The sequence below is a fragment of the Streptomyces sp. NPDC058697 genome (assembly GCF_042715345.1).
Classification (GTDB): Bacteria; Actinomycetota; Actinomycetes; order Streptomycetales; family Streptomycetaceae; genus Streptomyces; species Streptomyces liliifuscus.
This window is the reverse complement of record NZ_JBHXSU010000012.1, coordinates 193,365-220,075: the sequence shown is the minus strand read 5'-3', so window position 1 is coordinate 220,075 and position 26,711 is coordinate 193,365. Positions and strand designations below refer to the sequence as shown.

Here is a 26,711-nt window from a genome sequence, read left to right as displayed (position 1 = left end):
GTTCTCCGTGGTGATGACAGGTTGATGGGGACTGGCGTGCTCAGGCGAATACGGCCGAGCACGGCGGTCCACGCCGTCCCAGGGAGTGCACGAAGAGGCGCGTACGCGTGGCGGCGACCCGGTGCGTGGGGCGCGGCAGCCGGCGTACGGGAGTGAAGTGGACGGTCACCGCGGCGACCGCGATCAGCAGGGGCCGGAAGGTGGCCGCGGCCACGGCGTCCAGGAGCTGGGCCAGGGCCCGCTCGCCGCGCCGCAGCCAGGCGGCCGCGAGCAGGCCCACACCGATGTGCGCGCCGAGCAGCAGCCAGGCGGCGGCCGGGTCGGCGTTCGCGAGCAGGGCCGCGGCGGGCTGGGTTTCGCCGCCCGTGACCCGCGCCAGCGGGGTGCCGACCTCGCCGCCGCACAGCACGTCGAAACCGACCGAGCGCAGCGGGCCCGCGACCGGGCCGCCCGCCTTGCCGTAACAGGCGTGCTGGCCGGCGGTGAACAGCGTGTCGGCGGCCAGCTCCAGCGGGATCAGCAGGGCGGCGATCCGCCCGAAGCCGCGCTCACGGCCCGCCAGCGCGTACGCGACGACGAAGACGGCACCCGCGATCACGGCCACGGTGGTCAGCGGCAGCGGGACCTGGGACAGCAGCACGTGCGACGCGGTGCTGAGTGTCACGACGAGTGCCGTGAACAGCGCCGCGCGCACGGCTCTGAGCTGGGTCCCGGATATGTCCATAGCGGTGGAGAGTGTCCCACGTACTCCTGTAAGAGGTCCCTAAAGGGTTCCTGTGCGTTGTGCGATGCCTACAGACCCGGAATCCGGCCGTTACGGAAAAGGTCCACGAAGATCTGGTGGTCGGCACGTGCCCGTGCGCCGTACTCGTGCGCGAAGTCGACAAGGAGGTCGCCGAAGCTGTCCTCGTCGCCCGCGATCGCCGCGTCGATGGCGCGCTCCGTGGAGAACGGCACCAGCTCCGAGTGGCCGCTCTCGTCGTCCGCCGCCGCGTGCATGGTGGCGGTGGAGCGGCCGAGGTCCGCGACGACCGCCGCGATCTCCTCCGGGTCGTCGATGTCGCCCCAGTCCAGGTCCACCGCGTACGGCGAGACCTCGGCGACGAGCTGGCCCGCGCCGTCCAGCTCGGTCCAGCCCAGCCACGGGTCCGCGTGCGCCTGGAGGGCGCGCTGGGAGATCACCGTGCGGTGGCCCTCGTGCTGGAAGTACTCACGGATCGAGGAGTCCGTGATGTGCCGGGAGACGGCCGGGGTCTGGGCCTGCTTGATGTAGATCACCACATCGTTCTCCAGGGCGTCGCTGTTGCCCTCCAGAAGGATGTTGTACGACGGCAGGCCCGCCGAGCCGATACCGATGCCGCGCCTGCCGACCACGTCCTTCACGCGGTACGAGTCCGGGCGGCTCAGCGAGGACTCCGGCAGCGTCTCCAGATAGCCGTCGAAGGCGGCGAGGACCTTGTAGCGGGTCGCCGCGTCCAGCTCGATGGAGCCGCCGCCGGGCGCGAAGCGGCGCTCGAAGTCACGGATCTCGGTCATCGAGTCCAGCAGCCCGAAGCGGGTCAGCGAGCGGGCGTCGCGCAGGGCGTCCAGGAGCGGGCCCTGGGCGGTGTCCAGCGTGAAGGGCGGTACCTCGTCGCTCTTGGCGCCCGTCGCCAGGGCGTGGATGCGCTCGCGGTAGGCCGCCGCGTACGTCCGGACGAGGTCGGTGATCTGTTCGTCGCTCAGCGCCTTCGCGTAGCCGATCAGGGCCACCGAGGCCGCGAGGCGCTTGAGGTCCCAGGTGAAGGGGCCGACATACGCCTCGTCGAAGTCGTTCACGTTGAAGATCAGGCGCCCCTGGGCGTCCATGTACGTGCCGAAGTTCTCCGCGTGCAGGTCGCCGTGGATCCACACGCGCGAGGTGCGCTCGTCCAGGTACGGACCGCCCCGCTTCTCCTGCTCCAGGTCGTGGTAGAAGAGGCCGGCCGTGCCGCGGTAGAAGGCGAACGCGGAGGCCGCCATCTTCCGGAACTTCACGCGGAACGCGGCCGGGTCTGCGGCCAGCAGTTCGCCGAAGGCGGTGTCGAATACGGCGAGGATCTGTTCGCCGCGTTGCTCGGCGCTGAGCTGCGGAACCGACATCGCTTGGTGCCTCCTGGTGCAGGTGGTGCATGACGAGTGGGACGGAAAGTGCCGTCCGCCGGAGCGGATGCCTCCGTCATTCTCCAACGGACGAAGGTACGCGGGAGTGCCCGTTCTCCCCTCACGAAGGTACGGGGGAGACCGCTCCGAGTGTCAGTGCTCCGGCATAGACTTCGACGCTGTCCCCCGGACTGTGCGCAGCCTGTTGGGGAGCTCGTCGACGCCAGTTCTTCTTGGAGGCCGAAGCCGTGTCAAAGCCGCCGTTCACGCACCTGCACGTCCACACCCAGTACTCGCTGCTGGACGGTGCCGCGCGGCTGAAGGACATGTTCGACGCGTGCAACGAGATGGGCATGACCCATATCGCGATGTCCGACCACGGCAACCTGCACGGGGCGTACGACTTCTTCCACTCGGCCAAGAAGGCGGGCGTCACGCCGATCATCGGCATCGAGGCGTACGTCGCCCCCGAGTCGCGGCGCAACAAGCGGAAGATCAAGTGGGGTCAGCCGCATCAGAAGCGGGACGACGTCTCCGGCTCCGGTGGTTACACACACAAGACGATCTGGGCGGCGAACCGGACCGGGCTGCACAACCTGTTCCGGCTGTCCTCGGACGCGTACGCCGAGGGCTGGCTGCAGAAGTGGCCGCGGATGGACAAGGAGACCATCTCCCAGTGGTCCGAGGGGCTGATCGCCTCCACGGGATGTCCCTCCGGCGAACTGCAGACCCGGCTGCGCCTCGGCCAGTTCGACGAGGCGGTGAAGGCGGCCTCGGAGTACCAGGACATCTTCGGCAAGGACCGGTACTTCCTGGAGCTGATGGACCACGGCATCGAGATCGAGAGCCGGGTCCGTGACGACCTGCTGCGGGTCGGCAAGAAGCTGGGCATCCCGCCACTGGTGACGAACGACTCGCACTACACGTACGCGCACGAGGCGACCGCGCACGACGCGCTGCTGTGCATCCAGACCGGCAAGAACCTCTCCGATCCGGACCGCTTCCGGTTCGACGGGACCGGTTACTACCTGAAGTCGACGGACGAGATGTACGCCGTCGACTCGTCGGAGGCCTGGCAGGAGGGGTGTGCGAACACCCTCCTGGTGGCCGAGCAGATCGACACGACGGGCATGTTCGAGGCGAAGAACCTCATGCCGAAGTTCGACATCCCCGAAGGCTTCACCGAGGTCACCTGGTTCCAGGAGGAGGTGCGCCTCGGGATGGAGCGCCGCTTCCCCGGCGGCGTCCCCGACGACCGCCAGAAGCAGGCCGAGTACGAGATGGACGTCATCATCCAGATGGGGTTCCCGGGGTACTTCCTCGTCGTCGCCGACTTCATCATGTGGGCCAAGAAGCAGGGCATCGCGGTCGGCCCGGGCCGTGGTTCCGCGGCCGGTTCGATCGTCGCGTACGCCATGGGCATCACCGACCTCGACCCGATCCCGCACGGTCTGATCTTCGAGCGGTTCCTCAACCCCGAGCGTGTCTCCATGCCCGATGTCGACATCGACTTCGACGAGCGCAGGCGCGTCGAAGTGATCAGGTATGTGACGGAGAAGTACGGGGCCGACAAGGTCGCGATGATCGGCACGTACGGAAAGATCAAGGCGAAGAACGCCATCAAGGACTCGGCGCGCGTGCTGGGTTATCCGTACGCGATGGGCGACCGGCTCACCAAGGCCATGCCCGCCGACGTCCTCGGCAAGGGCATCGACCTGAACGGCATCACCGACCCCAAGCACCCGCGCTACGGCGAGGCGGGCGAGATCCGGGGGATGTACGAGAACGAGCCGGACGTGAAGAAGGTCATCGACACCGCGAAGGGCGTCGAGGGACTGGTCCGGCAGATGGGTGTGCACGCGGCCGGCGTGATCATGTCCAGCGAGCCCATCGTCGACCACGCCCCGATCTGGGTGCGGCACACCGACGGAGTGACGATCACACAGTGGGACTACCCGCAGTGCGAGTCGCTCGGCCTGCTGAAGATGGACTTCCTCGGCCTGCGCAACCTCACGATCATGGACGACGCCATCAAGATGGTGAAGGCCAACAAGGGCATCGACCTGGAGATGCTCGCCCTCCCGCTCGACGACCCCAAGACCTTCGAACTGCTCTGCCGCGGTGACACCCTCGGCGTCTTCCAGTTCGACGGCGGCCCGATGCGCTCGCTGCTCCGCCAGATGCAGCCCGACAACTTCGAGGACATCTCCGCCGTCTCGGCCCTCTACCGGCCGGGCCCGATGGGCATGAACTCGCACATCAACTACGCGGAGCGCAAGAACAAGCGCCAGGAGATCACGCCGATCCACAAGGAGCTGGAGGAGCCGCTCGAGGAAGTCCTTGCGGTCACCTACGGCCTGATCGTCTATCAGGAGCAGGTCCAGAAGGCCGCCCAGATCATCGCCGGGTACTCGCTCGGCGAGGCCGACATCCTCCGCCGCGTGATGGGCAAGAAGAAGCCCGACGAACTGGCCAAGAACTTCGTCCTCTTCCAGAAGGGCGCCCGGGACAAGGGTTTCAGCGACGAGGCGATCCAGGGCCTGTGGGACGTGCTGGTCCCCTTCGCCGGCTACGCCTTCAACAAGGCGCACTCCGCCGCGTACGGACTGGTGTCGTACTGGACGGCCTACCTGAAGGCGAACTATCCGGCCGAGTACATGGCCGCGCTGCTCACCTCGGTCAAGGACGACAAGGACAAGTCGGCGGTCTATCTCAACGAGTGCCGGCGCATGAAGATCAAGGTCCTGCCGCCGAACGTCAACGAGTCCGAGCAGAACTTCGCCGCGCAGGGCGACGACGTGATCCTCTTCGGCCTCTCGGCGGTGCGCAACGTCGGTACGAACGTCGTCGAGTCGATCATCCGCAGCCGCAAGGCCAAGGGGAAGTACGGCTCGTTCCCCGACTATCTCGACAAGGTCGAGGCGGCCGCGTGCAACAAGCGCACCACGGAGTCGCTGATCAAGGCCGGCGCGTTCGACACGATGGGGCACACCCGCAAGGGCCTCACCGCGCACTTCGAGCCGATGATCGACAACGTGGTCGCGGTCAAGCGCAAGGAGGCCGAGGGTCAGTTCGACCTCTTTGGCGGCATGGGCGAGGACGACAGCAGCGAGCCCGGCTTCGGGCTCGACGTCGAGTTCACCACCGACGAGTGGGACAAGGCCTACCTGCTCGCCCAGGAACGGGAGATGCTCGGCCTGTACGTCTCCGACCACCCGCTCTTCGGCCTGGAGCACGTGCTCTCCGACAAGGCCGACGCGGGCATCGCCCAGCTCACCGGCGGTGAGCACTCGGACGGCGCGGTCGTCACCATCGGCGGGATCATCTCCGGTCTGCAGCGCAAGATGACCAAGCAGGGCAACGCCTGGGCGATCGCCACCGTCGAGGACCTCGCGGGCTCCATCGAGTGCATGTTCTTCCCGGCGACCTATCAGCTGGTGTCGACCCAACTCGTCGAGGACGCGGTGGTGTTCGTCAAGGGACGTCTCGACAAGCGCGAGGACGTGCCCCGGCTCGTCGCGATGGAACTCCAGGTCCCGGACCTGTCGAACGCGGGCACCAACGCGCCCGTGATCCTCACCATCCCGGCGCTGAAGGTCACCCCGCCGATGATCAGCAGGCTCGGCGAGATCCTCAGCCATCACAAGGGCGAGAGCGAGGTGCGGATCAGGCTCCAGGGCCCGAGCAAGACCACGGTCCTGCGGCTCGACCGGCACCGGGTGAAGCCGGACCCCGCGCTCTTCGGTGACTTGAAAGTGCTGCTCGGGCCGTCCTGCCTGGCGGGCTGAACCGAACATCGAGGTACGAGAGGGGCGCATCCGTGACGGATGCGCCCCTCGTCGCGTACGGGGCTTCAGCAGCCCTCAACCAGCTTCGCGCGGGCCTCAGTTGTGGCCGAAGCGCTTCTGGTGCTTGCGGGCAACGTCGGCGGGGCTGCCCTGGGCCTGCGACATCGGCGACTGCTGCGCCTCCGCCGAGGACCGGTCCGCCTGCTCCTGCGCGCGCTCGGCCTGCGAGGAGCGGTCCTGCTGCCCGCCGTGCTTGCGGTTCTTGTTCTTGGCCATGGTGATCTGCCTCCTACGGGGGTTCTCGGGGCCAGGGCCGGGACCAGACTCACATAGCGCGACAACAAGCGCATTTCGGAGAATTACCGTGCGTAATAAGCCCTGTCGGTGAGTGATATCCCGATCCGCCACGCCGAAGATCGAGTTCCGGCCGTTAACCTCCGCAGGGTCGGGCAGACTCGAAGGAAGCCCGAAGCAAACCTCCCGGAAAGAGGGTGGATCGCGTGGACCGCTGCATTGTCCTGGTGGACGCCGGGTACCTGCTCGGGGCTGCTGCCAGTCTCCTCGCCGGGGATTCCTCCCGCTCCCGGATCACCGTCGACCACGCCGCCCTCATCCAGGGCCTGCGCGAGCGCGCCGAGTCCGACACGGAACGGCCCCTGTTGCGCATCTACTGGTTCGACGGCGCCCCCGACCGCGTACCGCAGCCCGAGCACCGCAGACTGCGGGTGATGCCGCGGGTCACGGTGCGCCTGGGCGCGCTGACCCGCAGCGACGGGCGCTGGGCGCAGAAGGGCGTGGACGCCGCCATGCACGCCGAGCTCACGGAGCTGGCGCGCAACCGTGCCTGCTCGGACGTCGTGCTCGTCACCGGGGACGGGGATCTGCTGCCCGGCATGATGGCCGCGAAGGAGCACGGGGTCGCCGTGCATCTGTGGGCCGTGCAGGCTGCCGACGGCGACTACAACCAGTCCGAGGACCTTGTCGCCGAGGCCGACGAGCGGCGTGTCCTGGACCGCATCTGGATCACCAAGGCGGTACAGGCCAAGGATCTCGGCGGGGTCTGCGCGCCTCCGCCCGTTCCGCGTCCCGAGATCGCCGCGATCCTCTCCGCGCCGCTGCCCGAGTCCGCGCTGAGCTCCTCGGGGGAGCGGCCCTCGCGGGATGCCGAGCATGCGCAGGCCGCGTCCAATGAGAACGGCACGGAGGAGAGGGCGCCGGCCGCCAAGGGGGGCGTTCCTACGCCCAAGGATCTGGCCGCGTTGCGGGCGCCCGGGGCGACGCATGCGCATCCGCAGCCCGCCAACGCGACGCTTCGGTGGTCCTCCGACAAGGGGTGGGTCGACCGGCCCGGTACCGCCGCGGAGTCCGCGGAGGCGGCGCTGCTGCCGACGCTCGCGCAGCTCACGTCGGCCGAGCAGCGGTGGGCCGATCGTGAGGAGGACATCACGACGGTGGGCGGGGATCCGTACGAGGTCGGGCAGGTGTTCGCTCGGCGGTGGATGGGGCGGTTGTCGGACCAGGCCCAGTTGCAGAAGCTGTCGACGATGTATCCGCGGGTGCCGCATCGCATTGACGGGGAGTTGTTGCGGTATGCGGCTCGGTTCGGGCTGCTTGCGCACAAGGACGATCAGATCGATGAGCATGATCGGTATGCGATTCGGGCGGGGTTCTGGCGGGAGATCGATGTGCGGACCGCGGCGGAGCATGCTCCCGCAGGGGAGTAGGGGGTTGGCTGAGGTTGTGTGTTGTCTGCGGCTGGGTGGGGGCTGGTCGCGCAGTTCCCCGCGCCCCTGAAGGGGCCTTGGCCTTGCGTCTTTGACCGCGGGTTTGTGGGGGTTGGGCGCGCAGTTCCTCGCGCCCCCTGTGGGGGCCGATATTGGGGGTATGCCCGCCCCGGGCGTCGTCGGGGGGTTGGGACCCCGTACCCTCAGTCCTCGTGAGTACGCGCGCCGCACAGGGAGTCCGGGATGGGCACGGTGGGGATGTCGTGTGCGCGGTGCGGGATCTGACGAAGACCTATCCGGCGGTGCGGGGGCGGCGCGGAGCGCCCGGGACGCCCGAGGTGCGGGCCACCGACGGGGTGCGGCTCGACATCCGGCGAGGTGAGATCTTCGGGCTGCTCGGGCCGAACGGAGCGGGCAAGACCACCCTCGTACGGCAGCTGACCGGGCTGATGCGTCCCGACCGCGGCAGTGTCGAGATCCTCGGGCACGACATCGTGCGCCACCCCGAGCGGGCGGCGCGGATCCTCGCGTACCTGGGACAGGAGTCCACCGCGCTCGACGAGCTGACCGTGTCGCTCGCCGCGGAGACCACCGGGCGGCTGCGCGGCCTGGACGTACGCAGCGCGCGGGCCGAGCGGGACACGGTCCTGGAGGAGCTGGGGCTCACCGCGCTCGCCTCCCGGCCGCTCAAGAAGCTGTCCGGCGGGCAGCGGCGGCTTGCTTGCTTCGCCACCACGCTCGTCGGCGCCCGCCCGTTCCTCGTCCTCGACGAGCCGACCACCGGCATGGACCCCATCGCCCGCCGTGCCGTCTGGGGAGCCGTCGACCGGCGCCGGGTCGAGCACGCCACGACGGTCCTCCTGGTCACCCACAACGTCATCGAGGCGGAGACGGTCCTCGACCGCGTCGCCGTCCTCGACCGGGGCCGTGTCATCGCCTGCGACACCCCCTCCGGGCTCAAGGAGCAGGTCGCCGGCGAGGTGCGCCTCGAACTCGTCTGGCGCGAGCGAGCGCCCCTCGACGTGCCCGAGGTCGCCGCCCTGCGCGACCGGGCCGTAGAGTCGGGCCGTCGCTGGTCGCTGCGGCTCGCCCCCGAGGAGGCCCGCGCGGCCGTGGCGGCCGTCACCGGCGGCGCCGCCTTCGCGGCCCTGGACGACTTCACGCTCGCCACGCCGAGCCTGGAGGACGTGTACCTGGCGCTGGGCGGCAGCGCAGGAAACGTACGGGGGTTGGTCAAGGCATGAGCGTGCGGGCCTCCACAGCCGTACGGAACAGGTACAGGACGACAGCCGAAGCGAACAGGAGCCGCTCGACGTGAGTGTCGTACCCGCCGAGGTCCTGCCCGGCGCAGCCCGTGCGGACGGGGGCCGGCCCGGTGATGGCACGGACACCGAGGACGGAGTCCGTGCCGTAGCAGGGCTCGGGCCGCGCGCGCGGCTCTGGCCGGCTCTGGCCGCCGTCTACCGGGCGCAGCTCTCCCGGGCCCGGGTGGCCCGGATCCCGCTGCTGTTCGTGGCGACCTTCCAGTCCGTCGGGATCATGGTCCTGATGCGCGGGGTCGTGGACGGCGGGGACGAGGCACACGCCGTGGTGGCCGGTTCGTCGGTCCTCGTGGTCGCGTTCGTGGCGCTCAACCTGCTCGCCCAGTACTTCGGCCAGCTGCGCGCCAGCGGCGGCCTCGACCACTACGCGACGCTGCCCGTGCCGCCCGCCGCCGTCGTGCTCGGCGCGGCCGCCGCGTACGCCTCCTTCACTGTGCCCGGGACCCTCGTCACCGCCGTGGTCGGCTGCATGCTCTTCGGGCTGCCGCTGACCCATCTGTGGATCCTCATCGCCGTCATCCCGCTCGCGGGCGCCGCGCTCGCCGGGCTCGGGGCGGCGCTCGGACTGCTCGCCCCGCGGCCCGAACTCGCCACACTGCTCGGACAGTTGGGCATGTCCGCCGCGCTGCTGCTCGGCGTACTGCCGCCGGACCGGCTGCCGATGGTCGTCCAGTACGCGCGTGACCTGCTGCCTTCCACATACGGCGTCGAGGCCTTCGTGCTGACCTTCGGGGCGGACCCCGACTGGGCTGTCGTCCTGCTCGACCTCGCGGTGTGCGCGGGTGTCGGCGTCGCCTCGCTGGCCGTGGCGACCTGGGCCTACCGCCGGGCGGCCGTCCGGTGACGCGGCTGACAGGCGGGCCTGGCACGATGTCGGTGTGACCGCACCGCTGACTCCGCCTCCACAGCCGAACCACCAGCCTCCGCACCACGTCTGGCAGGCGCCGCCCCCCGGGTACGCGCCCGTTCATGAGGAGGACGGCCCCGGGATGAAGACCGAACTGCGGGAGGCCGCCGTCATCACGGTCGCGACGGCGATCGGCGGCGTACTGCTCGGGCTGCTGTGGTGCTGGCTGGCCCCGCGTGTGCCGCTGGTCTCGGACGGCGCGGCGGTCTACCCCAAGGATGTCGAGGGGGAGCAGGTCATCGGCGTGGACGGCACCTTCTCCCTGCTCGCGGTCGGCTTCGGCCTGGTCACCGCGGTGGTCGTCTTCCTGCTGCGGCGTCGTGGCGGCATCCCGCTGATCGTCGCGCTCACCGTCGGAGGCATCCTCGCCTCCCTGCTCGCCTGGCGCCTGGGCATCTGGCTCGGCCCCACCCAGGACGTGATCGCCCACGCCAAGGAGGCGGGCAAGGGCGTCACCTTCGACGCCCCCCTCGAACTCAACGCCAAGGGCGCCCTGCTCGCCTGGTCCGTCTCGGCCCTCCTGGTCCACCTGGGCCTGACGGCCCTGTTCGCCCCGAGGGACCCGGACCCGTACGACCAGCCCCAGTACCCGCCGAGCGGCCCGTAAGGGGCGCGGGGAACTGCGCGACAAACCCCCACGCACCCGCAGACGAAAATCGCTCCCCGCGGAACGCCGGAGCGCCTACGCCGGGCGATGCCCGTGGTTCGACCGCCCCTTCTTGACCCGCCACTTCCGCTTACGCGTCTTCTTCGACATGCCCTCGGTACTTAACCGAAAACAGGCCCCCCGTCGAGGGTTCACGCACGCCCGACGGCGGCAACCACCGCATTCGTGAGCTTCGCCAGATCCCCCGGCGCAAGCTCCACCTCAAGCCCCCGCCGCCCCGCGGACACACAGACGGTGGCGTGGGCCGAGGCCGACGCGTCCAGCACCGTACGCAGCCGCCTGCGCTGCCCGAGCGGCGAGATCCCCCCGCGCACGTACCCGCTGGAGCGCTCCGCGGCGGCCGGATCGGCCATCGCGGCCCGCTTGCCGCCCACCGCCGAGGCCAGCGCCTTGAGGTCGAGCGAGCCGGCCACCGGCACGACGGCGACGGTGAGCTCACCGTCGACGTCCGCGACCAACGTCTTGAAGACCCGGTCCGGAGAGACGCCCATCGCCTCGGCCGCCTCCTCTCCGTACGAGGGATGCGACGGATCGTGCTCGTAGGCGTGGACCGTGAACTCGACGCCCGCCGCGGTGAGCGCCACGGTCGCGGGCGTCCCGCCCGGCTGCTGCTGCTTCTTCGACTTCTTGGCCAAGACCCGTGCCCTTCGCCCTCGCCGGTCCACTTGCCCTTGCCGGTCCGTGTCGGTTGAGATCCGCGTCAGTTGAGACTCGTCGGGCCACGCGTCAGCTCCGACGCGGGCAACGACGGAAGGTTGCGGATGATCGCGGTCTCCGCCCGCAGCAGCGTCAGCTCCTCGCGGAGCCGGGACGCCGTGTCCGGCGCCTGGAGCAGCCGCTGCTTCGCCGGTACGTCGAGCATGGCGGCGGCCGCGACCAGGTACGAGACGACGGCCGGCTCGTCCGGCAGCTCGGCCCCGGTCGACAGGGACCGTTCCCGGGCCCCCGCGAGCCGCTTCTGATACTGCCTGAAGGCCCGCAGCACCCCTTCCGCCAGCGCGCCGGCCTCCTCGCCGGGGTCTTCCTCCAGCTCCTCCAGTTCGGCCGTCAGAAAGGCACCGGAGGCGTCCACGGAGAGCAGCCGTACCCGGGTCGTACCGGTGGCCAGCACCTCGAAGCTGCCGTCGGCCCGTTCCCGGATGGTCGCCGCGTCCGCGACACAGCCCACCTCGTGGAAGGCCTTCGCCGGGTCGTCGCCGAAGCCGGCCGCGGGCCCGCGCTGGGGTACGGCGGTCCGGTCCGGCATACCGGGCGCGGTGGACGCGACCTCGTGGCCGTCGCGGATGGCGACGACGACGAACCGGCGCGGATCGTCCTCGGGGGTCTTCAGGAGTTCGCGCATCATCGCGCGATAGCGCTCCTCGAAGACGTTCAGAGGCAGTACGAGCCCGGGGAACAGCACCGAGTTCAGGGGGAAGAGGGGGAGCCGGACGGTGGTCACGACGAGAAAGCCTAATGGTCACCGGAGGGCGCACGTCCGCCGTGCTCACTCCGTGGATACGGAAGATCCCCGTTGCGTAGTTTCAGGGGCATGCCCGAGGCCACCTCGATCCGTATTCCGTCGCGCAGTTCGAGGAACTGGCCGAGCGGGTCGTCCGAGACCCGGTCCCACGGGAACGAGGTGGCGTACGGCCCGATCCGGTGCAGCTCCGCCAGCGCGTCCTGCCAGCGTTCGAGGCGGATCAGCACGTAGGTGAGCAGGTTGCGGACCTCCGCGGGCCAGGGGTCGGCGGTCGCGTACTCCCCGGAGACGGCGATCGCGAGGTCGGCCGCCGTGTCGAGGCGTTCGCGCGGCACGGCCGCTCCGCCGCCCTCGGTCAGATACGCGAAGGCCGCGCGCACCGGCAGGGCCTGGACGAGGGAGCCGGGCAGGGCGTCCTGCGCGGCCCGCTCGGCGAAGTCGAAGCACTCGCGGTGCGAGCCGTACCAGGCCGCGGACAGGTACTGGAGGGCGGCCACATGGCAGCCGTAGTGGTGCGGGGAGCGGCGTACGGCCTCGGCCCACAGCCCCTCGAACGCGGTGTGCGGGGTGTTCGTGCCCCGGGCGTGGTCGAGCGCGATGCGCCAGGGCACCGGGTCGCGCGGGTCGCCCTCGGCGGCGGCGGAGATCAGCGGCCCGACCTGGCGCAGCAGCTCGGCGCGGGCCGGCGACTCCCAGCTCCGGCACACCGCCAGCTCGGCCTTGACCAGCAGCGCGTCCGGGTCGTGCGGGGCGTCGGAGCACCAGTCGTCGAACCACTCCGTGCGGGAGCGCGCGAAGGCGGCGAGCCGTGTCGCGTACCGGTCCCGGTTCTCCCACTCGGCGGCCTCCCGGGTGGTGGACAGCAGCTTCGCCGCGGTCCCGTACTCGCCGCGGCCCGCGGCGACGAGCGCCGGTCCGAGCCGCTCGTCGGGCGCGTCGAGCAGTACCTCGTCGTCGGCGGACAGACCGGCGGCGAGGCGCGAAGTGTTCCGTGCCATCCGTGCGGTACGGAGGAGCGCGCGCAGCAGTGCCATGGTGGTGCCCATTGAAAACCCGCAGGTCGGACGGGTGCCAGGGGGTACGCGGTGACGCTTTTGTAACCGTATTTTGGTTGCGTGCGGAATGGTCAAGGCCGGGTAAAAGGTGACTGTTGTTCATGTGTCCGGCGGCTGTGCGCGACCCGGGTGAGAGGCCTGCTCAGCCCCTGCCCGGGCCCTGCTCAGACCCTGCGCAGCATGCGTGTCGCGCCCGCGGCCACCGTCGTGGCAAGGATCCAGCCCAGCAGGATCACCACCGCTGACAGCCACTGCCAGCCGCCGCGCAGCTGCCAGTAGCCGACCTGGCCGAGATCGATGACCGGGAGCAGCAGGTCCAGGGCGAACAGCGAGGGGTTCCACGGCGGATGTTCGCCGCGTTTGAGCGGCGGATGGTCGGCATGTGCGAAGGCTATGGAGGTCGCCGCCCACAGCACGGCCATCCATACGGCCGCCCGCCCCGGCCGGTACCCGTAGGCGACCGTCCAGTCCTGCGCGTACCCCCAGAGCTTGGCGGCGATCGGCAGGTTCTCGCGGCGGTGGCGCTGCTTGGCGAGCAGCACCTCGCGGGCGTCCACGTCCTCGCCGCCGTTGCGCAGCACGGTCGCCAGCCGCTCGTACGGCTCCGGGTTGTACTCCGGCGTCGCCGCGGCCACCCACTCCAGGCGCCGGGCGAGCGGGAACGGGCCGCGCGGCACGAGGTACTCGTACTGGAAGCCGCCCATCTGCAGCTGGCCCGCGCCCGGCCAGCTGGTGGCCTGGTCCATCAGGTTGACCACCTTCGCGCCGTTCAGCACGACCCTTCCGCGCTGCGGGCGCTCGCCGAGGAAACGCAGTTCGGGCACCTGGACGCGGCGCAGTGAGATCTCCTGGCCGTCCCGCAGGATGAGGCGGGCCTGCTCGAAGTCCACCGCGTCCCCGAACCGGCCGTCGTCGAGCCGGATCCCGCCCTCGCACTCGAACCGCTGGACGCGGGTGCCGCGCGCCGGGGTGCGGCCGCTGGTGTGGAGGGGGTCGCCGACGCTCGCAGGCGTCAGGTACAGCGTGCGCTCGACGGTCAGCTGCGGTGCGTTCAGCGCGCGGCGGCTGCCGTACGGATTGGCCAGGCGGCTGCCGCGCAGGCTGAGCGAGACGCCGACCTTCGCGCCGCGCAGGCTCAGCTCGCCGTGCGACTCCAGCATCTCGGCCTGGAGGTCCTGCCCGACGGTCATCCCGTCGCCTGTGAGGGAGCGCCCGCGCCGGTCCCGGTAGACGATCGCCTGGTTGAGCAGCAGATCCGTGCCGATGTGCGCGTCGGTGAGGCGGACGCCGTTGTGGAAGCGGCAGCGCGGCAGATGCAGATCGCCCTCGGTGTGCACCCGGGCCGCCTCAAGACGGGGCACCGCGCAGTCCACCAGGCGCACGGTCGTGAACCGGGCCTCCGGCAGCAGGACCTCCTTCTCGAACCGGCAGCCCTTGATCTCGACGTACGGCTCGATCGTGCCGCCCGCGAGGTCGAGCACGTCGACGATCTGGACCCCGGTCAGCTTCAGGGAGGCGACGCGGCCGTCGAGCGCGGGCGGTCCGTCCAGCAGCAGCCAGGCCACTATCCGGGCCCGTACACAGCGCTCGGGACCCCATGGATGGCCGCCGTGCGGATCATCGACGGTCGTGTTCCCGGCGCGCAGGTCGTACACGCTGCCGTTGCGGAACGCCTGCCACATCCCGGCTTCGGCGGCGGTCAGGTCATCGGGCAGTTCTCCGGCGCGGACGCCGGCCCCCTGGGTCACGGTCTTCCCTTTCTCCCCCGCTACTCGCGGGTTTCGTACAGTCGTTCCTGTGATGCCCGCTGGGTGACAGCCTGAACGCCGACGGTGAAGGCGATCTTCCGGAACCCGCGCCAACAACGAAATCGGGCCACGTGCCGACCGGTGATCCGGGGCCCGTATCAGCGATTGATACGGCCGTCCGACGCCCGATCCGTGTCTGAGAGAATTGGTTCGTGATCTCCCGAATCGATCTGCGTGGCGACGCCCTCCCCGAGGGCTCCGCTCTGCGCGACCTGCTGCCCCGAGCCGACTTCGACGTTTCGGCCGCCTTGGAGAAGGTGCGGCCGATCTGCGAGGCCGTGCATCATCGGGGAGACGCGGCGCTGATCGACTACGCGGAGAAGTTCGACGGCGTACGCCTGGAGTCCGTCCGCGTCCCGGCGCGGGCGCTCACCGACGCGCTGGAGCGGCTCGATCCGGCCGTCCGGGCGGCCCTTGAGGAGTCGATCCGCCGCGCCCGAATCGTCCACCGCGAGCAGCGCCGCACCACGCACACCACCCAGGTCGTGCCCGGCGGCTCGGTCACCGAGAAGTGGGTGCCGGTCGACCGGGTCGGGCTGTACGCGCCCGGCGGCAGGTCCGTCTACCCGTCGTCCGTGATCATGAACGTGGTCCCGGCGCAGGAGGCGGGCGTCGAGTCGATCGCGCTGGCCTCGCCCGCCCAGTCCGAGTTCGATGGTCTGCCGCACCCCACGATCCTGGCCGCCTGCGCGCTGCTCGGGATCGACGAGGTGTACGCGGCCGGTGGCGCGACCGCCGTCGCGATGTTCGCGTACGGCACCGAGTCCTGCCCGCCCGCCAACATGGTCACGGGCCCGGGCAACATCTGGGTCGCCGCAGCCAAGCGCTACTTCGCGGGAAAGATCGGCATCGACGCCGAGGCCGGTCCGACCGAGATCGCGATCCTCGCCGACGAGAGCGCCGACCCGGCGCACGTCGCCTCCGACCTGATCAGCCAGGCCGAGCACGACCCGCTGGCCGCCGCCGTCCTGGTCACCGACTCGGTCGCGCTGGCCGACGCGGTGGAGAAGGAGCTGGAGCCGCAGGTCGCGGCCACCAAGCACATCGAGGACCGGATCGTCCCGGCGCTCAGCGGCAGGCAGTCCGCGATCGTGCTGGTGGACGGCGTGGACGAGGGCCTGCGGGTCGTCAACGCCTACGGCGCCGAGCACCTGGAGATCCAGACGGCCGACGCGAGCGCGGTCGCGGGCCGGGTTCGCAACGCCGGTGCGGTCTTCGTCGGTCCCTGGGCGCCCGTCTCGCTGGGCGACTACGCGGCCGGCTCCAACCACGTGCTCCCGACCGGCGGCTGCGCCTGCCACTCCTCGGGCCTGTCGGTCCAGTCCTTCCTGCGCGGGATCCACATCGTCGACTACACGCGCGACGCCCTCGCGGAGGTGGCCCACCACGTGGTGGCGCTCGCCGAGGCCGAGGACCTCCCCGCCCACGGTGCCGCCGTCAAGGCAAGGTTCGACTGGAAGGTGCCCAGCAAGTGACCGGCATCGACGACCTCCCCGTACGCGACGAGCTGCGCGGCAAGTCCCCGTACGGCGCGCCCCAACTCGACGTCCCCGTACGGCTGAACACGAACGAGAACCCGTACCCGCTGCCCGAGCCGCTCGTCGAGCGGATCGCCGAGCGGGTGCGCGAGGCCGCGCGGAACCTCAACCGCTACCCCGACCGGGACGCGGTCGAGCTGCGCACCGAGCTGGCCAAGTACCTGACGAAGACCGGCAAGTACGCGGTCGGAATCCAGAACGTCTGGGCGGCCAACGGCTCGAACGAGGTCATCCAGCAGCTGCTGCAGACCTTCGGCGGGCCCGGCCGCACGGCGATCGGCTTCGAGCCCTCGTACTCGATGCACGGCCTGATCTCGCGCGGCACCGGCACCGGATGGATCTCCGGCCCTCGCAACGAGGACTTCACGATCGACGCCGCGGCCGCCGAGCAGGCGATCACCGAGAACAAGCCCGACGTCGTCTTCATCACCACTCCCAACAACCCCACGGGCAACGCGGTTCCGCCCGAGACGGTTCTCGCGCTGTACGAGGCCGCGCAGGCGGCGAAGCCGTCGATGGTCGTCGTCGACGAGGCGTACATCGAGTTCAGCCACGGCGACTCGCTGCTGCCGCTGCTCGAAGGTCGGCCGAATCTCGTCGTCTCGCGGACCATGTCGAAGGCGTTCGGCGCGGCCGGGCTGCGCCTCGGCTATCTCGCCGCGCACCCGGCGGTCGTGGACGCCGTCCAGCTCGTACGGCTGCCGTACCACCTGTCGGCCGTCACGCAGGCGACCGCGCTGGCCGCCCTGGAGCACACCGACACCCTGCTCGGATACGTCGAGCAGCTGAAGACCGAGCGGGACCGGCTGGTCCTCGAACTGCGGGCGATCGGCTTCGAGGTGACCGAGTCGGACGCCAACTTCGTCCAGTTCGGGCGGTTCGACGGCGAGAACGGCTCGCACGAGGCCTGGCGGAAGATCCTCGACCGGGGCGTCCTGGTCCGGGACAACGGCGTACCGGGGTGGCTGCGGGTCAGCGCCGGAACCCCCGCCGAAAACGACGCGTTCCTCGACGCGGTACGTGAACTGAAGAAGGAGCAGAGCGCATGACTCGCGATGGGCGTGTTGGAAGAGTCGAGCGGGTGACCAAGGAGACGTCGGTCCTCGTCGAGATCGATCTCGACGGAACCGGCAAGGTCGATGTGTCGACAGGGGTCGGCTTCTACGACCACATGCTCGACCAGCTCGGCCGGCACGGTCTGTTCGACCTGACCGTGAAGACCGAGGGCGACCTGCACATCGACTCGCACCACACCATCGAGGACTCCGCCCTCGCGCTCGGCGCCGCCTTCAAGCAGGCGCTCGGCGACAAGGTGGGCATCTACCGCTTCGGCAACTGCACGGTCCCGCTGGACGAGTCGCTCGCCCAGGTGACCGTCGACCTCTCCGGCCGCCCCTACCTCGTGCACACCGAGCCCGAGAAGATGGCGCCGATGATCGGCGAGTACGACACGACGATGACCCGGCACATCTTCGAGTCGTTCGTCGCGCAGGCCCAGATCGCGCTGCACGTGCACGTGCCGTACGGGCGCAACGCGCACCACATCGTGGAGTGCCAGTTCAAGGCGCTCGCCCGGGCCCTGCGGTACGCCTCCGAGCGCGACCCGCGCGCCGCCGGAATCCTTCCCTCCACGAAGGGCGCGCTGTAAAGCCATGAGCGGCCTCTCCACCGTACTGATCGTCGTCGGGCTCTTCCTGCTCGGCGGCGTCTACTCCTTCATCAAGCAGCAGATGCCAAAGAGTCTCATCGTGCTGCTGTCGATCGGCGCCGGCATGTGTCTGGTCGCGGGCGTCCTGAGGCTGGAGGTGTGGAATTGAGCTCCCCTTCCAAACGAGTAGTCGTCTTTGACTACGGCTTCGGGAACGTGCGCTCGGCGGAACGCGCCCTCGCGCGCGCGGGTGCCGACGTCGAGATAACGCGTGACTTCGACAAGGCCATGAACGCGGACGGCCTGCTGGTGCCCGGCGTGGGCGCCTTCGCCGCCTGTATGCAGGGGCTGAAGGACGCGCGCGGCGACTGGATCGTCGGGCGGCGGCTCGCCGGTGGCCGGCCGGTCATGGGCATCTGCGTCGGTATGCAGATCCTCTTCGCGCGCGGCATCGAGCACGGCGTCGAGACCGAGGGCCTCGACGAGTGGCCCGGCTCGGTCGAGCCGCTGCAGGCCGACATCGTGCCCCACATGGGCTGGAACACCGTCGAATCACCGGCGGGCTCCCAGCTCTTCGCGGGCCTTGAGGCCGACGCGCGCTTCTACTTCGTGCACTCGTACGCCGTCCACGACTGGAACCTCGAAGTCGCCAACCCGGCGATGCGCGCCCCGCTCGTCACCTGGTCGACGCACGGCAAGCCCTTCGTGGCGGCCGTCGAGAACGGCGCTCTGTGGGCCACGCAGTTCCACCCCGAGAAGTCCGGCGATGCCGGAGCGCAGCTGCTCACCAACTGGATCGGAACCCTGTAGACCATGGCCAAGCTCGAACTCCTCCCCGCCGTCGACGTCCGTGACGGCCAGGCGGTCCGCCTCGTCCACGGCGAGTCCGGCACGGAGACCTCGTACGGCTCTCCTCTGGAGGCGGCCCTCGCCTGGCAGCGGGCGGGTGCCGAGTGGCTGCATCTCGTGGACCTGGACGCCGCGTTCGGCACGGGCGACAACCGCGCCCTGATCGGCGAGGTCACGAAGGCGATGGACATCAAGGTGGAGCTGTCCGGCGGCATCCGCGACGACGCCACGCTCGCCGCGGCCCTCGCCACCGGCTGCACCCGGGTGAACCTCGGCACGGCCGCCCTGGAGACCCCCGAGTGGGTCGCCAAGGTCATCGCCGAGCACGGCGACAAGATCGCGGTCGGCCTCGACGTACGCGGCACGACCCTGCGCGGCCGTGGCTGGACCCGCGACGGCGGCGACCTCTACGAGACGCTGGAGCGCCTCAACAAGGAGGGCTGCGCGCGGTATGTCGTCACGGACATCGCGAAGGACGGCACGCTCCAGGGCCCGAACCTGGAGCTGCTGAAGAACGTGTGCGCGGCGACCGACCGCCCGGTGGTGGCGTCCGGCGGGGTCTCGTCGCTCGACGACCTGCGTGCCATCGCCGAGTTGGTGCCCCTCGGTGTCGAGGGCTCGATCGTCGGGAAGGCCCTGTACGCGAAGGCGTTCACCCTGGAAGAGGCCCTGGAGGCGGTGGCCAAGTGAGCGATCTGCGACGCGTCTCGACCGGAGCCCCCTGGGAGGAGGCCTTCGGGTACTCCCGCGCGGTGGAGCTGCCGAACGGGCTGGTGCTGGTCTCCGGCTGCACGTCGATAGTGGACGGCGAGATCGCCGGAGGCGGCCCGTACGAGCAGGCGGTCAACGCGTTCAACGTCGCGCTGGCGGCGCTGAAGCAGCTGGACCTCGGCCGCGAGGACGTCGTACGGACGCGTATGTACCTCACCCACGCCCGCGATGTGGAGGACGTCGGACGCGCCCACAAGGAGCTGTTCGACTCCGTCCGGCCCGCCGCATCCATGATCATCGTCTCCGGTTTCGTGGACCCCAGCCTGGTGGTCGAGGTCGAGGTGGAGGCGTACCGAGAGGCACCCGAGTCATGACCCTGGCCGTACGAGTCATCCCCTGCCTGGACGTCGACAACGGCCGGGTCGTCAAGGGCGTCAACTTCCAGAACCTGCGTGACGCGGGCGACCCCGTCGAGATGGCCAAGGTGTACGACGCCGAGGGCGCCGACGAGCTGACGTTCCTGGACATCACCGCGTCCTCGGGCAACCGCGAGACCACGTACGACGTGGTGCGGCGCACCGCCGAGCAGGTCTTCATCCCGCTGACGGTGGGCGGCGGTGTGCGCACCTCCGAGGATGTCGACAAGCTGCTGCGGGCGGGCGCGGACAAGGTGGGCGTCAACACGGCGGCCATCGCCCGCCCCGACCTGATCCGCGAGATCGCGGAGCGGTTCGGGCGGCAGGTGCTGGTCCTCTCGGTGGACGCGCGCCGGACGGAGTCGGGTTCCTTCGAGGTCACCACCCACGGCGGCCGCAAGGGCACCGGCATCGACGCCGTCGAGTGGGCGCACCGGGCCGCCGAACTGGGCGCGGGCGAGATCCTGCTCAACTCGATGGACGCCGACGGCACGAAGGACGGCTACGACATCGAGATGATCGAGGCCGTACGGAAGCACGTCACGGTGCCGGTGATCGCCTCCGGCGGCGCGGGCCGGCTGGCCGACTTCCCGCCGGCCGTCGCCGCGGGCGCGGACGCCGTGCTCGCCGCGTCCGTCTTCCACTTCGGCGATCTGCGGATCGGCGAGGTGAAGCAGGCGCTGCGGGAGGCGGGGCATCCGGTGCGGTGACGCCCCGGAGACCCGGTCTCGCGTAGGAGAGGTTCGGTAAGCCCCGGTCACCTGGTGGCCGGGGCTTACTCGTGGCGGGATGCGAAGGGAAAGTTGCGCAATTTATATTGCGCAACTTTTCTTTTGTATCTACGGTGGTGTGCATGAGCGGCACGGAGAACCTCCCGATCACGGACCTGGGCACCCTCAAGGCGCTGGCCCACCCCCTGCGGATGCAGCTGTACCGAGGGCTGTGCGTGGCCCGTACCGCCACCGCGTCCCAGCTCGCCGAGCAGGTCGACGAAGCGGTCTCACTGGTCAGCTACCACCTGCGCAAGCTCGCCGAGCACGGGCTGATCGAGGCGGCCGAGCCCCAGAGCGGGGACGCCCGCGAGCGCTGGTGGCAGCCCTCGTCGCAGGGCGTGAGCATCCGGGACAAGGACTTCCGGGACGCACCCGAGAGGGCCTCCGCGCATCTGGCCGCCACCAGGCTCTTCCACGAGCAGCGGGCCGACATGTACCGCCGCTACCTCGACGAACGCCTCGCCTGGGGCCCCGAATGGAACACCGCCGCACCGGACAACGAGTCGCTGCTGCGGCTGACCTCCGCCGAACTGGCCGAACTCGGCGAGGAGTTGCTCGCCCTCGCCAGGAAGTACGACGAGAAGGGCCGCGCCGCCGAGGCGGCCGGCGCGACCGAGGGGCGCGAGAACGTCGCGCTGCATGTGTACGGATTCCCGTTCCGCACCTGAGAGTTCGCAGCCCTGGGAGGGCATCCCCGTATGTCCACGACGTCCATACCCCCGGCCGCCGTCTCCGACGGGCCGGCCCACCGGGACCCGAACGTTCTGCGGTGGCTGGGCGCGTACGCCGCGTCCATGGTCGGCGACAACGTCTACTACCTCGCGCTGACCTGGGCCGCCGTCCAGGCGGGCACGCCCGCGCAGGCGGGGATCGTGGCGGCCGTGAGCGCCGTGCCGCGGGCCCTGCTGATGCTCGGCGGGGGAGTGCTGGCCGACCGGTTCGGTCCCAGGAAGGTCGTCATCGGCAGTGACGCCGTGCGGTGCGCGGCCGTGCTCGCGGTGGCCGCGCTGCTCTTCGCCACGACCCCCGGGCTGTGGCCGCTGGCACTGCTCGCCCTCGTCTTCGGCACGGTCGACGCCGTCTTCATGCCCGCGGTGGGCGCCTTGCCGGCCCGTATCACCGGCCGTGGCCAGCTCACCCGTGTCCAGGGCATGCGCGGCCTCGCCATCCGCTTCGCCAACGTCGTGGGTGCGCCGCTCGGCGGTCTGGGCATCGCGCTGGGCGGGCCGGCCGCCGCCTTCGGACTGGCCGGGCTGCTGATCGCGGTGTCGGTGCCCCTGCTGGTCTCCCTGCGGGTCGCCGATCTTCCCGGGGACGACAGGGCCACCGAGCGCCCCACCGCTTGGAGCGACCTCCGCGACGGGCTGCGGTACATCCGTGGCCACCGCGTCCTCGCCCCGCTGATCGTCGCCATCGCCCTCGGGGACCTCGGTTTCGTCGGCCCGCTCAACGTGGGTCTTACCCTGCTCGCCGACGAGCGCGGCTGGGGTGCCTCAGGGGTGGGCTGGGTGCTCGCCGGGTTCGGCGTGGGCGCGGGCGCCGCCGCGCTGCTGATCGCCGTACGCGGGGGCCTTCCGCACGCCGGACGCGTCATGGCGGTGACGATCCTGGCGGGCTCGGTCGCGGTCGGCGCCCTGGCCTACGTGCCGAACGTCGTCGCGGCAGCGGGCGTCGCCGTCCTCATCGGCCTGCTCACGGGCCTCAGCGGCGCCCTGTGCGGCGCACTGCTGCAGACCCGGTCCGACCCCGCCTACCTGGGCAGGGTCAGCTCCGTGGCCGGCATCGTCAGCCTCGGTCTCGCCCCGCTCGGCATGCCGGTGTCCGCCGCTGCGATCGGCGTGTGGGGCACGGGCCCGGTCTTCGTGGTCAGCGCGGCCGTGTGCGGCCTCGGCGGGGTACTGGCGCTGTGCGTCCGTGACCTCCGCCGGGCCGAACTGCCGAAGTAGCCGAACACCGAAGCAGCTGTCAGATGCCCAGCTGCTTCGCCTCGTGCAGCTTCGCGATCGCGTCCTTGTCGCCCTCCAGCTCCACCTCGGCCGCGTTCTTGCGGCCGTACAGGAACAGCAGCAGCTCCGAGGGCTCGCCGGTGGCCGTCACGACCGGGGTGCCCCGGTGGGCGACCGCCGTCTGGCCGTCCGGGCGGCGCAGGACCAGGCCCGTGGGGGTGCCGCGGCCCATCAGGCGGGCCGTGCGTTCCAGGCGGGACCAGAGGGCGTCCTGGAAGACCGGGTCGAGCTCGCGCGGGACCCAGTCGGGCTGGGCACGGCGTACGTCCTCGGTGTGGACGTAGAACTCGATCGCGTTGGACGCCTCGTCGATCTGCTTGAGCGAGAAGGGCGAGAAGCGCGGCGGCCCCGTACGGATGAGCTGGATCAGCTCCTCGTACGGCTTGTCGGTGAACTCGGTCATCACCCGGTCCAGGCGTGAGGCGAGCTGCTTGATCAGGATGCCTCCCGCGGCATCCGGGCGGCGCTCGCGCACGACCACGTGCGCGGCGAGATCACGGGTGTTCCAGCCCTCGCACAGAGTGGGGGCGTCCGGGCCCTCCGTCTCCAACAGATCCGCGAGGAGAAGTCGTTCACGCTTGGCATGGGTCGACATGCCTGCCAGCCTACGACTGCCTCCGGGGTCCGCCCAGTGGACAAGGGCACAGGAGTGTCGGACCGGCGCGGCACAATGGGCGTCATGACCAGCACGCCCCCGCCCAGCAGGCCCAGCGGCCTGGATCCCGAGATCGCCGCACGCCTCAGGCGCAGCGCCGACGGGCTCGTCCCCGCCATCGCCCAGCAGTACGACACCGGAGAGGTGCTGATGCTCGGCTGGATGGACGACGAGGCGCTGCATCGCACGCTGACGACCGGCCGGTGCACCTACTGGTCGCGCAGCCGCCAGGAGTACTGGGTCAAGGGCGACACCTCCGGTCACTTCCAGTGGGTCAGGTCCGTCGCCCTCGACTGCGACGCGGACACCGTGCTGGTCAAGGTCGACCAGGTCGGCGCCGCCTGCCACACCGGTGACCGCACCTGCTTCGACGCCGACGTGCTTCTCAAGGACGCCGGGGGCGCCGAGCGCGCAGTGGACACCCCGGACGCCGGTTCCGGCGTACCGGCCGTGGATCAGTAAGGTCAGCCGCCATGGACCTAGAGACCTTCCGCAAGCTGGCCACCGACCGGCGTGTCATCCCCGTCAGCCGCAAGCTCCTCGCGGACGGCGACACGCCCGTCGCGCTCTACCGCAAGCTCGCCGCCGAGCGCCCCGGCACCTTCCTCCTGGAGTCCGCGGAGAACGGCCGCTCCTGGTCCCGCTACTCGTTCGTGGGCGTCCGGTCGGCGGCGACCCTGACAGCCCGCGACGGCCAGGCCCACTGGCTCGGCACCCCGCCCGTCGGCGTCCCCGTCGACGGCGACCCCCTCGCCGCCCTGCGCGCCACCATCGATACGCTGCACACGCCCCACGACCTCGCCCACGACCAGGGGCTGCCGCCCTTCACCGGCGGCATGGTCGGCTACCTCGGCTACGACATCGTCCGCCGCCTGGAGAAGATCGGCCCCGGCGAGCGCGACGACCTGAAGCTGCCCGAGCTCACCATGCTGCTCACCAGCGACCTCGCGGTCATGGACCACTGGGACGGCTCGGTCCTGCTGATCGCCAACGCGATCAACCACAACGACCTCGACACGGGCGTCGACGAGGCGCACGCGGACGCGGTGGCCCGCCTCGATGCCATGGAGGCGGACCTCTCGCGGTCCGTCTCGCAGCCCCCGGCCGCGCTTCCGCCGTCCGAACTTCCCGAGTACACCGCGCTGTGGGGCGGCCCCGACTACCAGGTCGCCGTCGAGGACATCAAGGAGCGCATCCGGGCCGGCGAGGCCTTCCAGGTCGTCCCCTCCCAGCGCTTCGAAACACCGTGCACGGCAAGCGCGCTGGACGTGTACCGGGTCCTGCGGGCCACCAACCCGTCCCCGTACATGTACCTCTTCCGCTTCGACGGCTTCGACGTCGTGGGCTCCTCCCCGGAGGCCCTGGTCAAGGTCGAGGACGGACAGGCGATGGTGCACCCGATCGCGGGCACCCGGCCGCGCGGCGCCACCGTCCAGGAGGACCAGGCCCTCGCCGACGAGCTGATCGCCGACCCCAAGGAGCGTGCCGAGCACCTCATGCTCGTCGACCTGGGGCGCAACGACCTGGGGCGGGTCTGCGAGCCCGGCTCCGTCGAGGTCGTCGACTTCATGTCCATCGAGCGGTACTCGCACGTCATGCACATCGTGTCCACGGTCACGGGCCGGGTGGCCGAGGGGCGTACGGCCTTCGACGTACTGACCGCCTGCTTCCCCGCGGGCACCCTCTCCGGCGCCCCCAAGCCCCGCGCGATGCAGATCATCGACGAACTGGAGCCCTCGCGGCGCGGGCTGTACGGCGGCTGCGTCGGCTACCTCGACTTCGCGGGCGACTCCGACACCGCCATCGCCATCCGGACGGCCCTGCTCCGGGACGGCACGGCGTACGTGCAGGCCGGCGCCGGAGTCGTCGCCGACTCGGACCCCGTCGCCGAGGACACCGAGTGCCGCAACAAGGCGGCGGCCGTCCTGCGCGCGGTCCACACGGCGAACCGGCTCGGCCGACCGTAGGGCGCACATCGTCCCGGACCGCGGGAAACGGCCCTACAGCCGGACGTACGCGGACAGTGGGACGTGGGTCACGTGAACCCCGGGTGACGGTTCGCCCGGGGTTCAGGCGATAGTGGAGTACGTGACTGCTGTTCCGCACCCCCGATCCGAAGCCCCCGGACCCGCCAGGTCCGGCCGCCGAAGCCTCGCCCTCGCCCTGCTGTTCGGCGCGCTCGGCGCGGTCGTCGCGCTGCTCGCCTCGCGGCAGGGCTGGTCGGAGGGCACCGCGACGGTGGCCGGCGGCGACTTCCCGCTGAGCGCCAAGGGCGGCGATGTGACGGGCGTGCCCGCGTCCCTCGCCATAGTGGGCCTCGCCGCTCTCGTCGCCGTCTTCGCCGTCCGCCGCGCCGGCCGTTTCCTGGTCGCCGGGCTCCTCGCGCTCTCCGGCGCGGGCACCGTCGTCTCGGCGCTCCTCGGTGCCTCCGACACCTCCGCGCTCGACGAGAAGGCGGCGCAGGCCTCCGGCGACAGCGGGGCGACCGTGGACGCCATGACCCACACCGCCTGGCCGTACGTGGCCGCGGTGGGGGGTGCGCTGCTGCTGCTCGCCGGGCTCCTCGCCCTGCGGTACGGGCGGCTGTGGCCTGCCATGTCGGGGCGGTACGAGCGGGATGGCACGCCGCGGCCCCGCAAGACCCGGGCCCCGGCCGACCCGGAGCGGCCCGAGGAGATCTGGAAGGCGCTGGACCGGGGGGAGGACCCCACGGGCGCGTGAGCGCTTCGCTGGGTTCCGTTGAAAGCGCGGTTCGGATGGTGCGGGTCCGTTGTGGCTGGTCGCGCAGTTCCCCGCGCCCCTTGCGGGGCGCAGACGTTCCGCGTGCCTGAAGGGGTGCGGTACCCCCGCGCAGGCCGCACTCGCGCGTGCGGGACAATGGACGGCGAGTGTCCGACTCACACGCGCACAGCAACACAGATCATGAGGAGCTAAGTCATGGCGGGCAGCAACCACGGTCACACTCCGGCCGCCTGGACCGGTGTCACCATCGCGATCATCGGGTTCTGCATCTCCGGTGCCTTCATGGTGATGGCCAGCCCGCTGGGCTTCTGGGCCGGCATGGTCGTCGTGGCCCTCGGTGGCGTCGTCGGCATGGCCATGAGCGCGGCGGGCCTGGGCAAGCAGAAGGCCGCCCCCCGGACCCACCAGGTGGCGTCCGCGTCCGCCGAGAGCTGACCTTCACGGCGTGCTGGGAGGCGGGGCCGGCTTCGAGTGCCGGGCCCGCCTCTTTCGCGTACGGACGCGCTCCCTCGCGTACGG

General features: G+C 70.7%; 27 protein-coding genes. 19 read left to right on the top strand and 8 right to left on the bottom strand.

Annotation, left to right across the window (positions count from 1 at the left end; all coding sequences use genetic code 11):
• Nucleotides 1-40: 40 nt before the first annotated feature.
• Nucleotides 41-724 (bottom strand): hypothetical protein, encoded by a 684-nt coding sequence (locus tag ACFWXQ_RS27345; protein WP_383937106.1) that lies wholly within the window; start codon nucleotides 722-724, stop codon nucleotides 41-43.
• Nucleotides 725-792: 68 nt separating this feature from the next.
• The gene (locus tag ACFWXQ_RS27340; protein WP_383937107.1) at nucleotides 793-2,121 is read right to left on the bottom strand and encodes a DUF2252 domain-containing protein; all 1,329 of its coding nucleotides are present in this window, start codon (nucleotides 2,119-2,121) and stop codon (nucleotides 793-795) included.
• 248 nt (nucleotides 2,122-2,369) lie between these two features.
• Between ACFWXQ_RS27340 and dnaE the strand changes: the two genes are divergently transcribed.
• Entirely contained in the window at nucleotides 2,370-5,909 is a 3,540-nt protein-coding gene (dnaE, locus tag ACFWXQ_RS27335; RefSeq protein WP_383937109.1) for a DNA polymerase III subunit alpha, read from the top strand.
• A gap of 96 nt (nucleotides 5,910-6,005) precedes the next feature.
• Here dnaE and ACFWXQ_RS27330 read toward each other — a convergent pair whose 3' ends face one another.
• Complete coding sequence (locus ACFWXQ_RS27330; RefSeq protein WP_383937110.1) at nucleotides 6,006-6,185, bottom strand: hypothetical protein; 180 nt, start codon at nucleotides 6,183-6,185, stop codon at nucleotides 6,006-6,008.
• Nucleotides 6,186-6,409: 224 nt separating this feature from the next.
• On the opposite strand from ACFWXQ_RS27330, the gene ACFWXQ_RS27325 reads away from it, so the two are divergent.
• The 4 genes from ACFWXQ_RS27325 to ACFWXQ_RS27310 all read left to right on the top strand — a co-directional run bounded on the left by ACFWXQ_RS27325 (nucleotide 6,410) and on the right by ACFWXQ_RS27310 (nucleotide 10,469).
• Nucleotides 6,410-7,633: an NYN domain-containing protein gene (locus tag ACFWXQ_RS27325; RefSeq protein ID WP_383937112.1), complete on the top strand. Its 1,224-nt coding sequence runs from the start codon at nucleotides 6,410-6,412 to the stop codon at nucleotides 7,631-7,633.
• 212 nt (nucleotides 7,634-7,845) lie between these two features.
• Complete coding sequence (locus tag ACFWXQ_RS27320) at nucleotides 7,846-8,877, top strand: ABC transporter ATP-binding protein (protein WP_383937114.1); 1,032 nt, start codon at nucleotides 7,846-7,848, stop codon at nucleotides 8,875-8,877.
• 70 nt (nucleotides 8,878-8,947) lie between these two features.
• Entirely contained in the window at nucleotides 8,948-9,799 is an 852-nt protein-coding gene (locus tag ACFWXQ_RS27315; RefSeq protein ID WP_383937116.1) for an ABC transporter permease, read from the top strand.
• A 34-nt stretch (nucleotides 9,800-9,833) separates the two neighbouring features.
• On the top strand, nucleotides 9,834-10,469 hold the full coding sequence (locus ACFWXQ_RS27310; RefSeq protein WP_383937118.1) for an AAA family ATPase: 636 nt from the start codon (nucleotides 9,834-9,836) through the stop codon (nucleotides 10,467-10,469).
• A gap of 191 nt (nucleotides 10,470-10,660) precedes the next feature.
• On the opposite strand, the gene ybaK is transcribed toward ACFWXQ_RS27310, so the two are convergent.
• The 4 genes from ybaK to ACFWXQ_RS27290 form a co-directional block, all read right to left on the bottom strand.
• Nucleotides 10,661-11,164: a Cys-tRNA(Pro) deacylase gene (gene ybaK, locus ACFWXQ_RS27305; RefSeq protein ID WP_383937120.1), complete on the bottom strand. Its 504-nt coding sequence runs from the start codon at nucleotides 11,162-11,164 to the stop codon at nucleotides 10,661-10,663.
• A gap of 65 nt (nucleotides 11,165-11,229) precedes the next feature.
• On the bottom strand, nucleotides 11,230-11,970 hold the full coding sequence (locus tag ACFWXQ_RS27300) for an LON peptidase substrate-binding domain-containing protein (protein ID WP_383937122.1): 741 nt from the start codon (nucleotides 11,968-11,970) through the stop codon (nucleotides 11,230-11,232).
• Between the two features lie 11 nt (nucleotides 11,971-11,981).
• Complete coding sequence (locus tag ACFWXQ_RS27295) at nucleotides 11,982-13,037, bottom strand: hypothetical protein (RefSeq protein ID WP_383937123.1); 1,056 nt, start codon at nucleotides 13,035-13,037, stop codon at nucleotides 11,982-11,984.
• A 173-nt stretch (nucleotides 13,038-13,210) separates the two neighbouring features.
• Nucleotides 13,211-14,794 (bottom strand): oxidoreductase, encoded by a 1,584-nt coding sequence (locus ACFWXQ_RS27290; RefSeq protein WP_383937125.1) that lies wholly within the window; start codon nucleotides 14,792-14,794, stop codon nucleotides 13,211-13,213.
• Between the two features lie 212 nt (nucleotides 14,795-15,006).
• On the opposite strand from ACFWXQ_RS27290, the gene hisD reads away from it, so the two are divergent.
• From hisD to ACFWXQ_RS27240, 10 genes are all read left to right on the top strand, one after another.
• Nucleotides 15,007-16,329 carry a histidinol dehydrogenase gene (gene hisD, locus ACFWXQ_RS27285; protein ID WP_383937127.1) on the top strand — a complete coding sequence of 441 codons (1,323 nt, stop codon included), beginning with the start codon at nucleotides 15,007-15,009 and terminating at the stop codon, nucleotides 16,327-16,329.
• Nucleotides 16,326-17,441 carry a histidinol-phosphate transaminase gene (locus ACFWXQ_RS27280; RefSeq protein ID WP_383937129.1) on the top strand — a complete coding sequence of 372 codons (1,116 nt, stop codon included), beginning with the start codon at nucleotides 16,326-16,328 and terminating at the stop codon, nucleotides 17,439-17,441. The genes hisD and ACFWXQ_RS27280 overlap by 4 nt, the downstream gene beginning before the upstream one ends.
• Nucleotides 17,438-18,040 (top strand): imidazoleglycerol-phosphate dehydratase HisB, encoded by a 603-nt coding sequence (gene hisB / locus ACFWXQ_RS27275; protein WP_383937131.1) that lies wholly within the window; start codon nucleotides 17,438-17,440, stop codon nucleotides 18,038-18,040. The genes ACFWXQ_RS27280 and hisB overlap by 4 nt, the downstream gene beginning before the upstream one ends.
• 4 nt (nucleotides 18,041-18,044) lie before the next feature.
• Nucleotides 18,045-18,209 (top strand): hypothetical protein, encoded by a 165-nt coding sequence (locus tag ACFWXQ_RS27270; RefSeq protein ID WP_383937133.1) that lies wholly within the window; start codon nucleotides 18,045-18,047, stop codon nucleotides 18,207-18,209.
• Nucleotides 18,200-18,850 (top strand): imidazole glycerol phosphate synthase subunit HisH, encoded by a 651-nt coding sequence (gene hisH / locus ACFWXQ_RS27265; RefSeq protein WP_383937135.1) that lies wholly within the window; start codon nucleotides 18,200-18,202, stop codon nucleotides 18,848-18,850. The genes ACFWXQ_RS27270 and hisH overlap by 10 nt, the downstream gene beginning before the upstream one ends.
• Nucleotides 18,851-18,853: 3 nt before the next feature.
• Complete coding sequence (gene priA, locus ACFWXQ_RS27260; protein ID WP_200398859.1) at nucleotides 18,854-19,579, top strand: bifunctional 1-(5-phosphoribosyl)-5-((5-phosphoribosylamino)methylideneamino)imidazole-4-carboxamide isomerase/phosphoribosylanthranilate isomerase PriA; 726 nt, start codon at nucleotides 18,854-18,856, stop codon at nucleotides 19,577-19,579.
• Nucleotides 19,576-19,974: a RidA family protein gene (locus tag ACFWXQ_RS27255; RefSeq protein ID WP_189840331.1), complete on the top strand. Its 399-nt coding sequence runs from the start codon at nucleotides 19,576-19,578 to the stop codon at nucleotides 19,972-19,974. The genes priA and ACFWXQ_RS27255 overlap by 4 nt, the downstream gene beginning before the upstream one ends.
• Nucleotides 19,971-20,726: an imidazole glycerol phosphate synthase subunit HisF gene (gene hisF, locus ACFWXQ_RS27250; RefSeq protein ID WP_383937138.1), complete on the top strand. Its 756-nt coding sequence runs from the start codon at nucleotides 19,971-19,973 to the stop codon at nucleotides 20,724-20,726. Before ACFWXQ_RS27255 ends, hisF begins: the two co-directional genes overlap by 4 nt.
• Nucleotides 20,727-20,869: 143 nt before the next feature.
• Entirely contained in the window at nucleotides 20,870-21,457 is a 588-nt protein-coding gene (locus ACFWXQ_RS27245) for an ArsR/SmtB family transcription factor (protein ID WP_383937140.1), read from the top strand.
• Nucleotides 21,458-21,487: 30 nt separating this feature from the next.
• Nucleotides 21,488-22,735 (top strand): MFS transporter, encoded by a 1,248-nt coding sequence (locus ACFWXQ_RS27240; RefSeq protein ID WP_383937142.1) that lies wholly within the window; start codon nucleotides 21,488-21,490, stop codon nucleotides 22,733-22,735.
• Between the two features lie 19 nt (nucleotides 22,736-22,754).
• Here the strand turns inward: ACFWXQ_RS27240 and ACFWXQ_RS27235 are convergent, their stop codons facing one another.
• Complete coding sequence (locus ACFWXQ_RS27235) at nucleotides 22,755-23,390, bottom strand: TIGR03085 family metal-binding protein (RefSeq protein ID WP_383937144.1); 636 nt, start codon at nucleotides 23,388-23,390, stop codon at nucleotides 22,755-22,757.
• 84 nt (nucleotides 23,391-23,474) lie between these two features.
• On the opposite strand from ACFWXQ_RS27235, the gene hisI reads away from it, so the two are divergent.
• The 4 genes from hisI to ACFWXQ_RS27215 all read left to right on the top strand — a co-directional run bounded on the left by hisI (nucleotide 23,475) and on the right by ACFWXQ_RS27215 (nucleotide 26,627).
• A complete protein-coding gene (gene hisI / locus ACFWXQ_RS27230) occupies nucleotides 23,475-23,912 on the top strand; it encodes a phosphoribosyl-AMP cyclohydrolase (protein WP_383937146.1) in 438 nt (145 codons plus the stop codon).
• A gap of 11 nt (nucleotides 23,913-23,923) precedes the next feature.
• The gene (locus ACFWXQ_RS27225) at nucleotides 23,924-25,417 is read left to right on the top strand and encodes an anthranilate synthase component I (protein ID WP_383937148.1); all 1,494 of its coding nucleotides are present in this window, start codon (nucleotides 23,924-23,926) and stop codon (nucleotides 25,415-25,417) included.
• Between the two features lie 112 nt (nucleotides 25,418-25,529).
• A complete protein-coding gene (locus ACFWXQ_RS27220) occupies nucleotides 25,530-26,171 on the top strand; it encodes a TIGR02234 family membrane protein (protein ID WP_383937150.1) in 642 nt (213 codons plus the stop codon).
• A 216-nt stretch (nucleotides 26,172-26,387) separates the two neighbouring features.
• The gene (locus ACFWXQ_RS27215; protein ID WP_200398865.1) at nucleotides 26,388-26,627 is read left to right on the top strand and encodes an HGxxPAAW family protein; all 240 of its coding nucleotides are present in this window, start codon (nucleotides 26,388-26,390) and stop codon (nucleotides 26,625-26,627) included.
• Nucleotides 26,628-26,711: the final 84 nt, after the last annotated feature.

Excerpts from the sequence above, each read along its gene's own strand:
- ACFWXQ_RS27345 (WP_383937106.1), bottom strand. The coding sequence starts at position 724 with ATGGACATATCCGGGACCCAGCTCAGAGCCGTGCGCGCGGCGCTGTTC.
- ACFWXQ_RS27340 (WP_383937107.1), bottom strand. The coding sequence starts at position 2,121 with ATGTCGGTTCCGCAGCTCAGCGCCGAGCAACGCGGCGAACAGATCCTC.
- ACFWXQ_RS27330 (WP_383937110.1), bottom strand. The coding sequence starts at position 6,185 with ATGGCCAAGAACAAGAACCGCAAGCACGGCGGGCAGCAGGACCGCTCC.
- ACFWXQ_RS27295 (WP_383937123.1), bottom strand. The coding sequence starts at position 13,037 with ATGGGCACCACCATGGCACTGCTGCGCGCGCTCCTCCGTACCGCACGG.
- hisB (WP_383937131.1), top strand. The coding sequence starts at position 17,438 with ATGACTCGCGATGGGCGTGTTGGAAGAGTCGAGCGGGTGACCAAGGAG.
- ACFWXQ_RS27270 (WP_383937133.1), top strand. The coding sequence starts at position 18,045 with ATGAGCGGCCTCTCCACCGTACTGATCGTCGTCGGGCTCTTCCTGCTC.
- priA (WP_200398859.1), top strand. The coding sequence starts at position 18,854 with ATGGCCAAGCTCGAACTCCTCCCCGCCGTCGACGTCCGTGACGGCCAG.
- hisF (WP_383937138.1), top strand. The coding sequence starts at position 19,971 with ATGACCCTGGCCGTACGAGTCATCCCCTGCCTGGACGTCGACAACGGC.
- ACFWXQ_RS27245 (WP_383937140.1), top strand. The coding sequence starts at position 20,870 with ATGAGCGGCACGGAGAACCTCCCGATCACGGACCTGGGCACCCTCAAG.
- ACFWXQ_RS27240 (WP_383937142.1), top strand. The coding sequence starts at position 21,488 with ATGTCCACGACGTCCATACCCCCGGCCGCCGTCTCCGACGGGCCGGCC.
- ACFWXQ_RS27235 (WP_383937144.1), bottom strand. The coding sequence starts at position 23,390 with ATGTCGACCCATGCCAAGCGTGAACGACTTCTCCTCGCGGATCTGTTG.
- hisI (WP_383937146.1), top strand. The coding sequence starts at position 23,475 with ATGACCAGCACGCCCCCGCCCAGCAGGCCCAGCGGCCTGGATCCCGAG.
- ACFWXQ_RS27225 (WP_383937148.1), top strand. The coding sequence starts at position 23,924 with ATGGACCTAGAGACCTTCCGCAAGCTGGCCACCGACCGGCGTGTCATC.
- ACFWXQ_RS27215 (WP_200398865.1), top strand. The coding sequence starts at position 26,388 with ATGGCGGGCAGCAACCACGGTCACACTCCGGCCGCCTGGACCGGTGTC.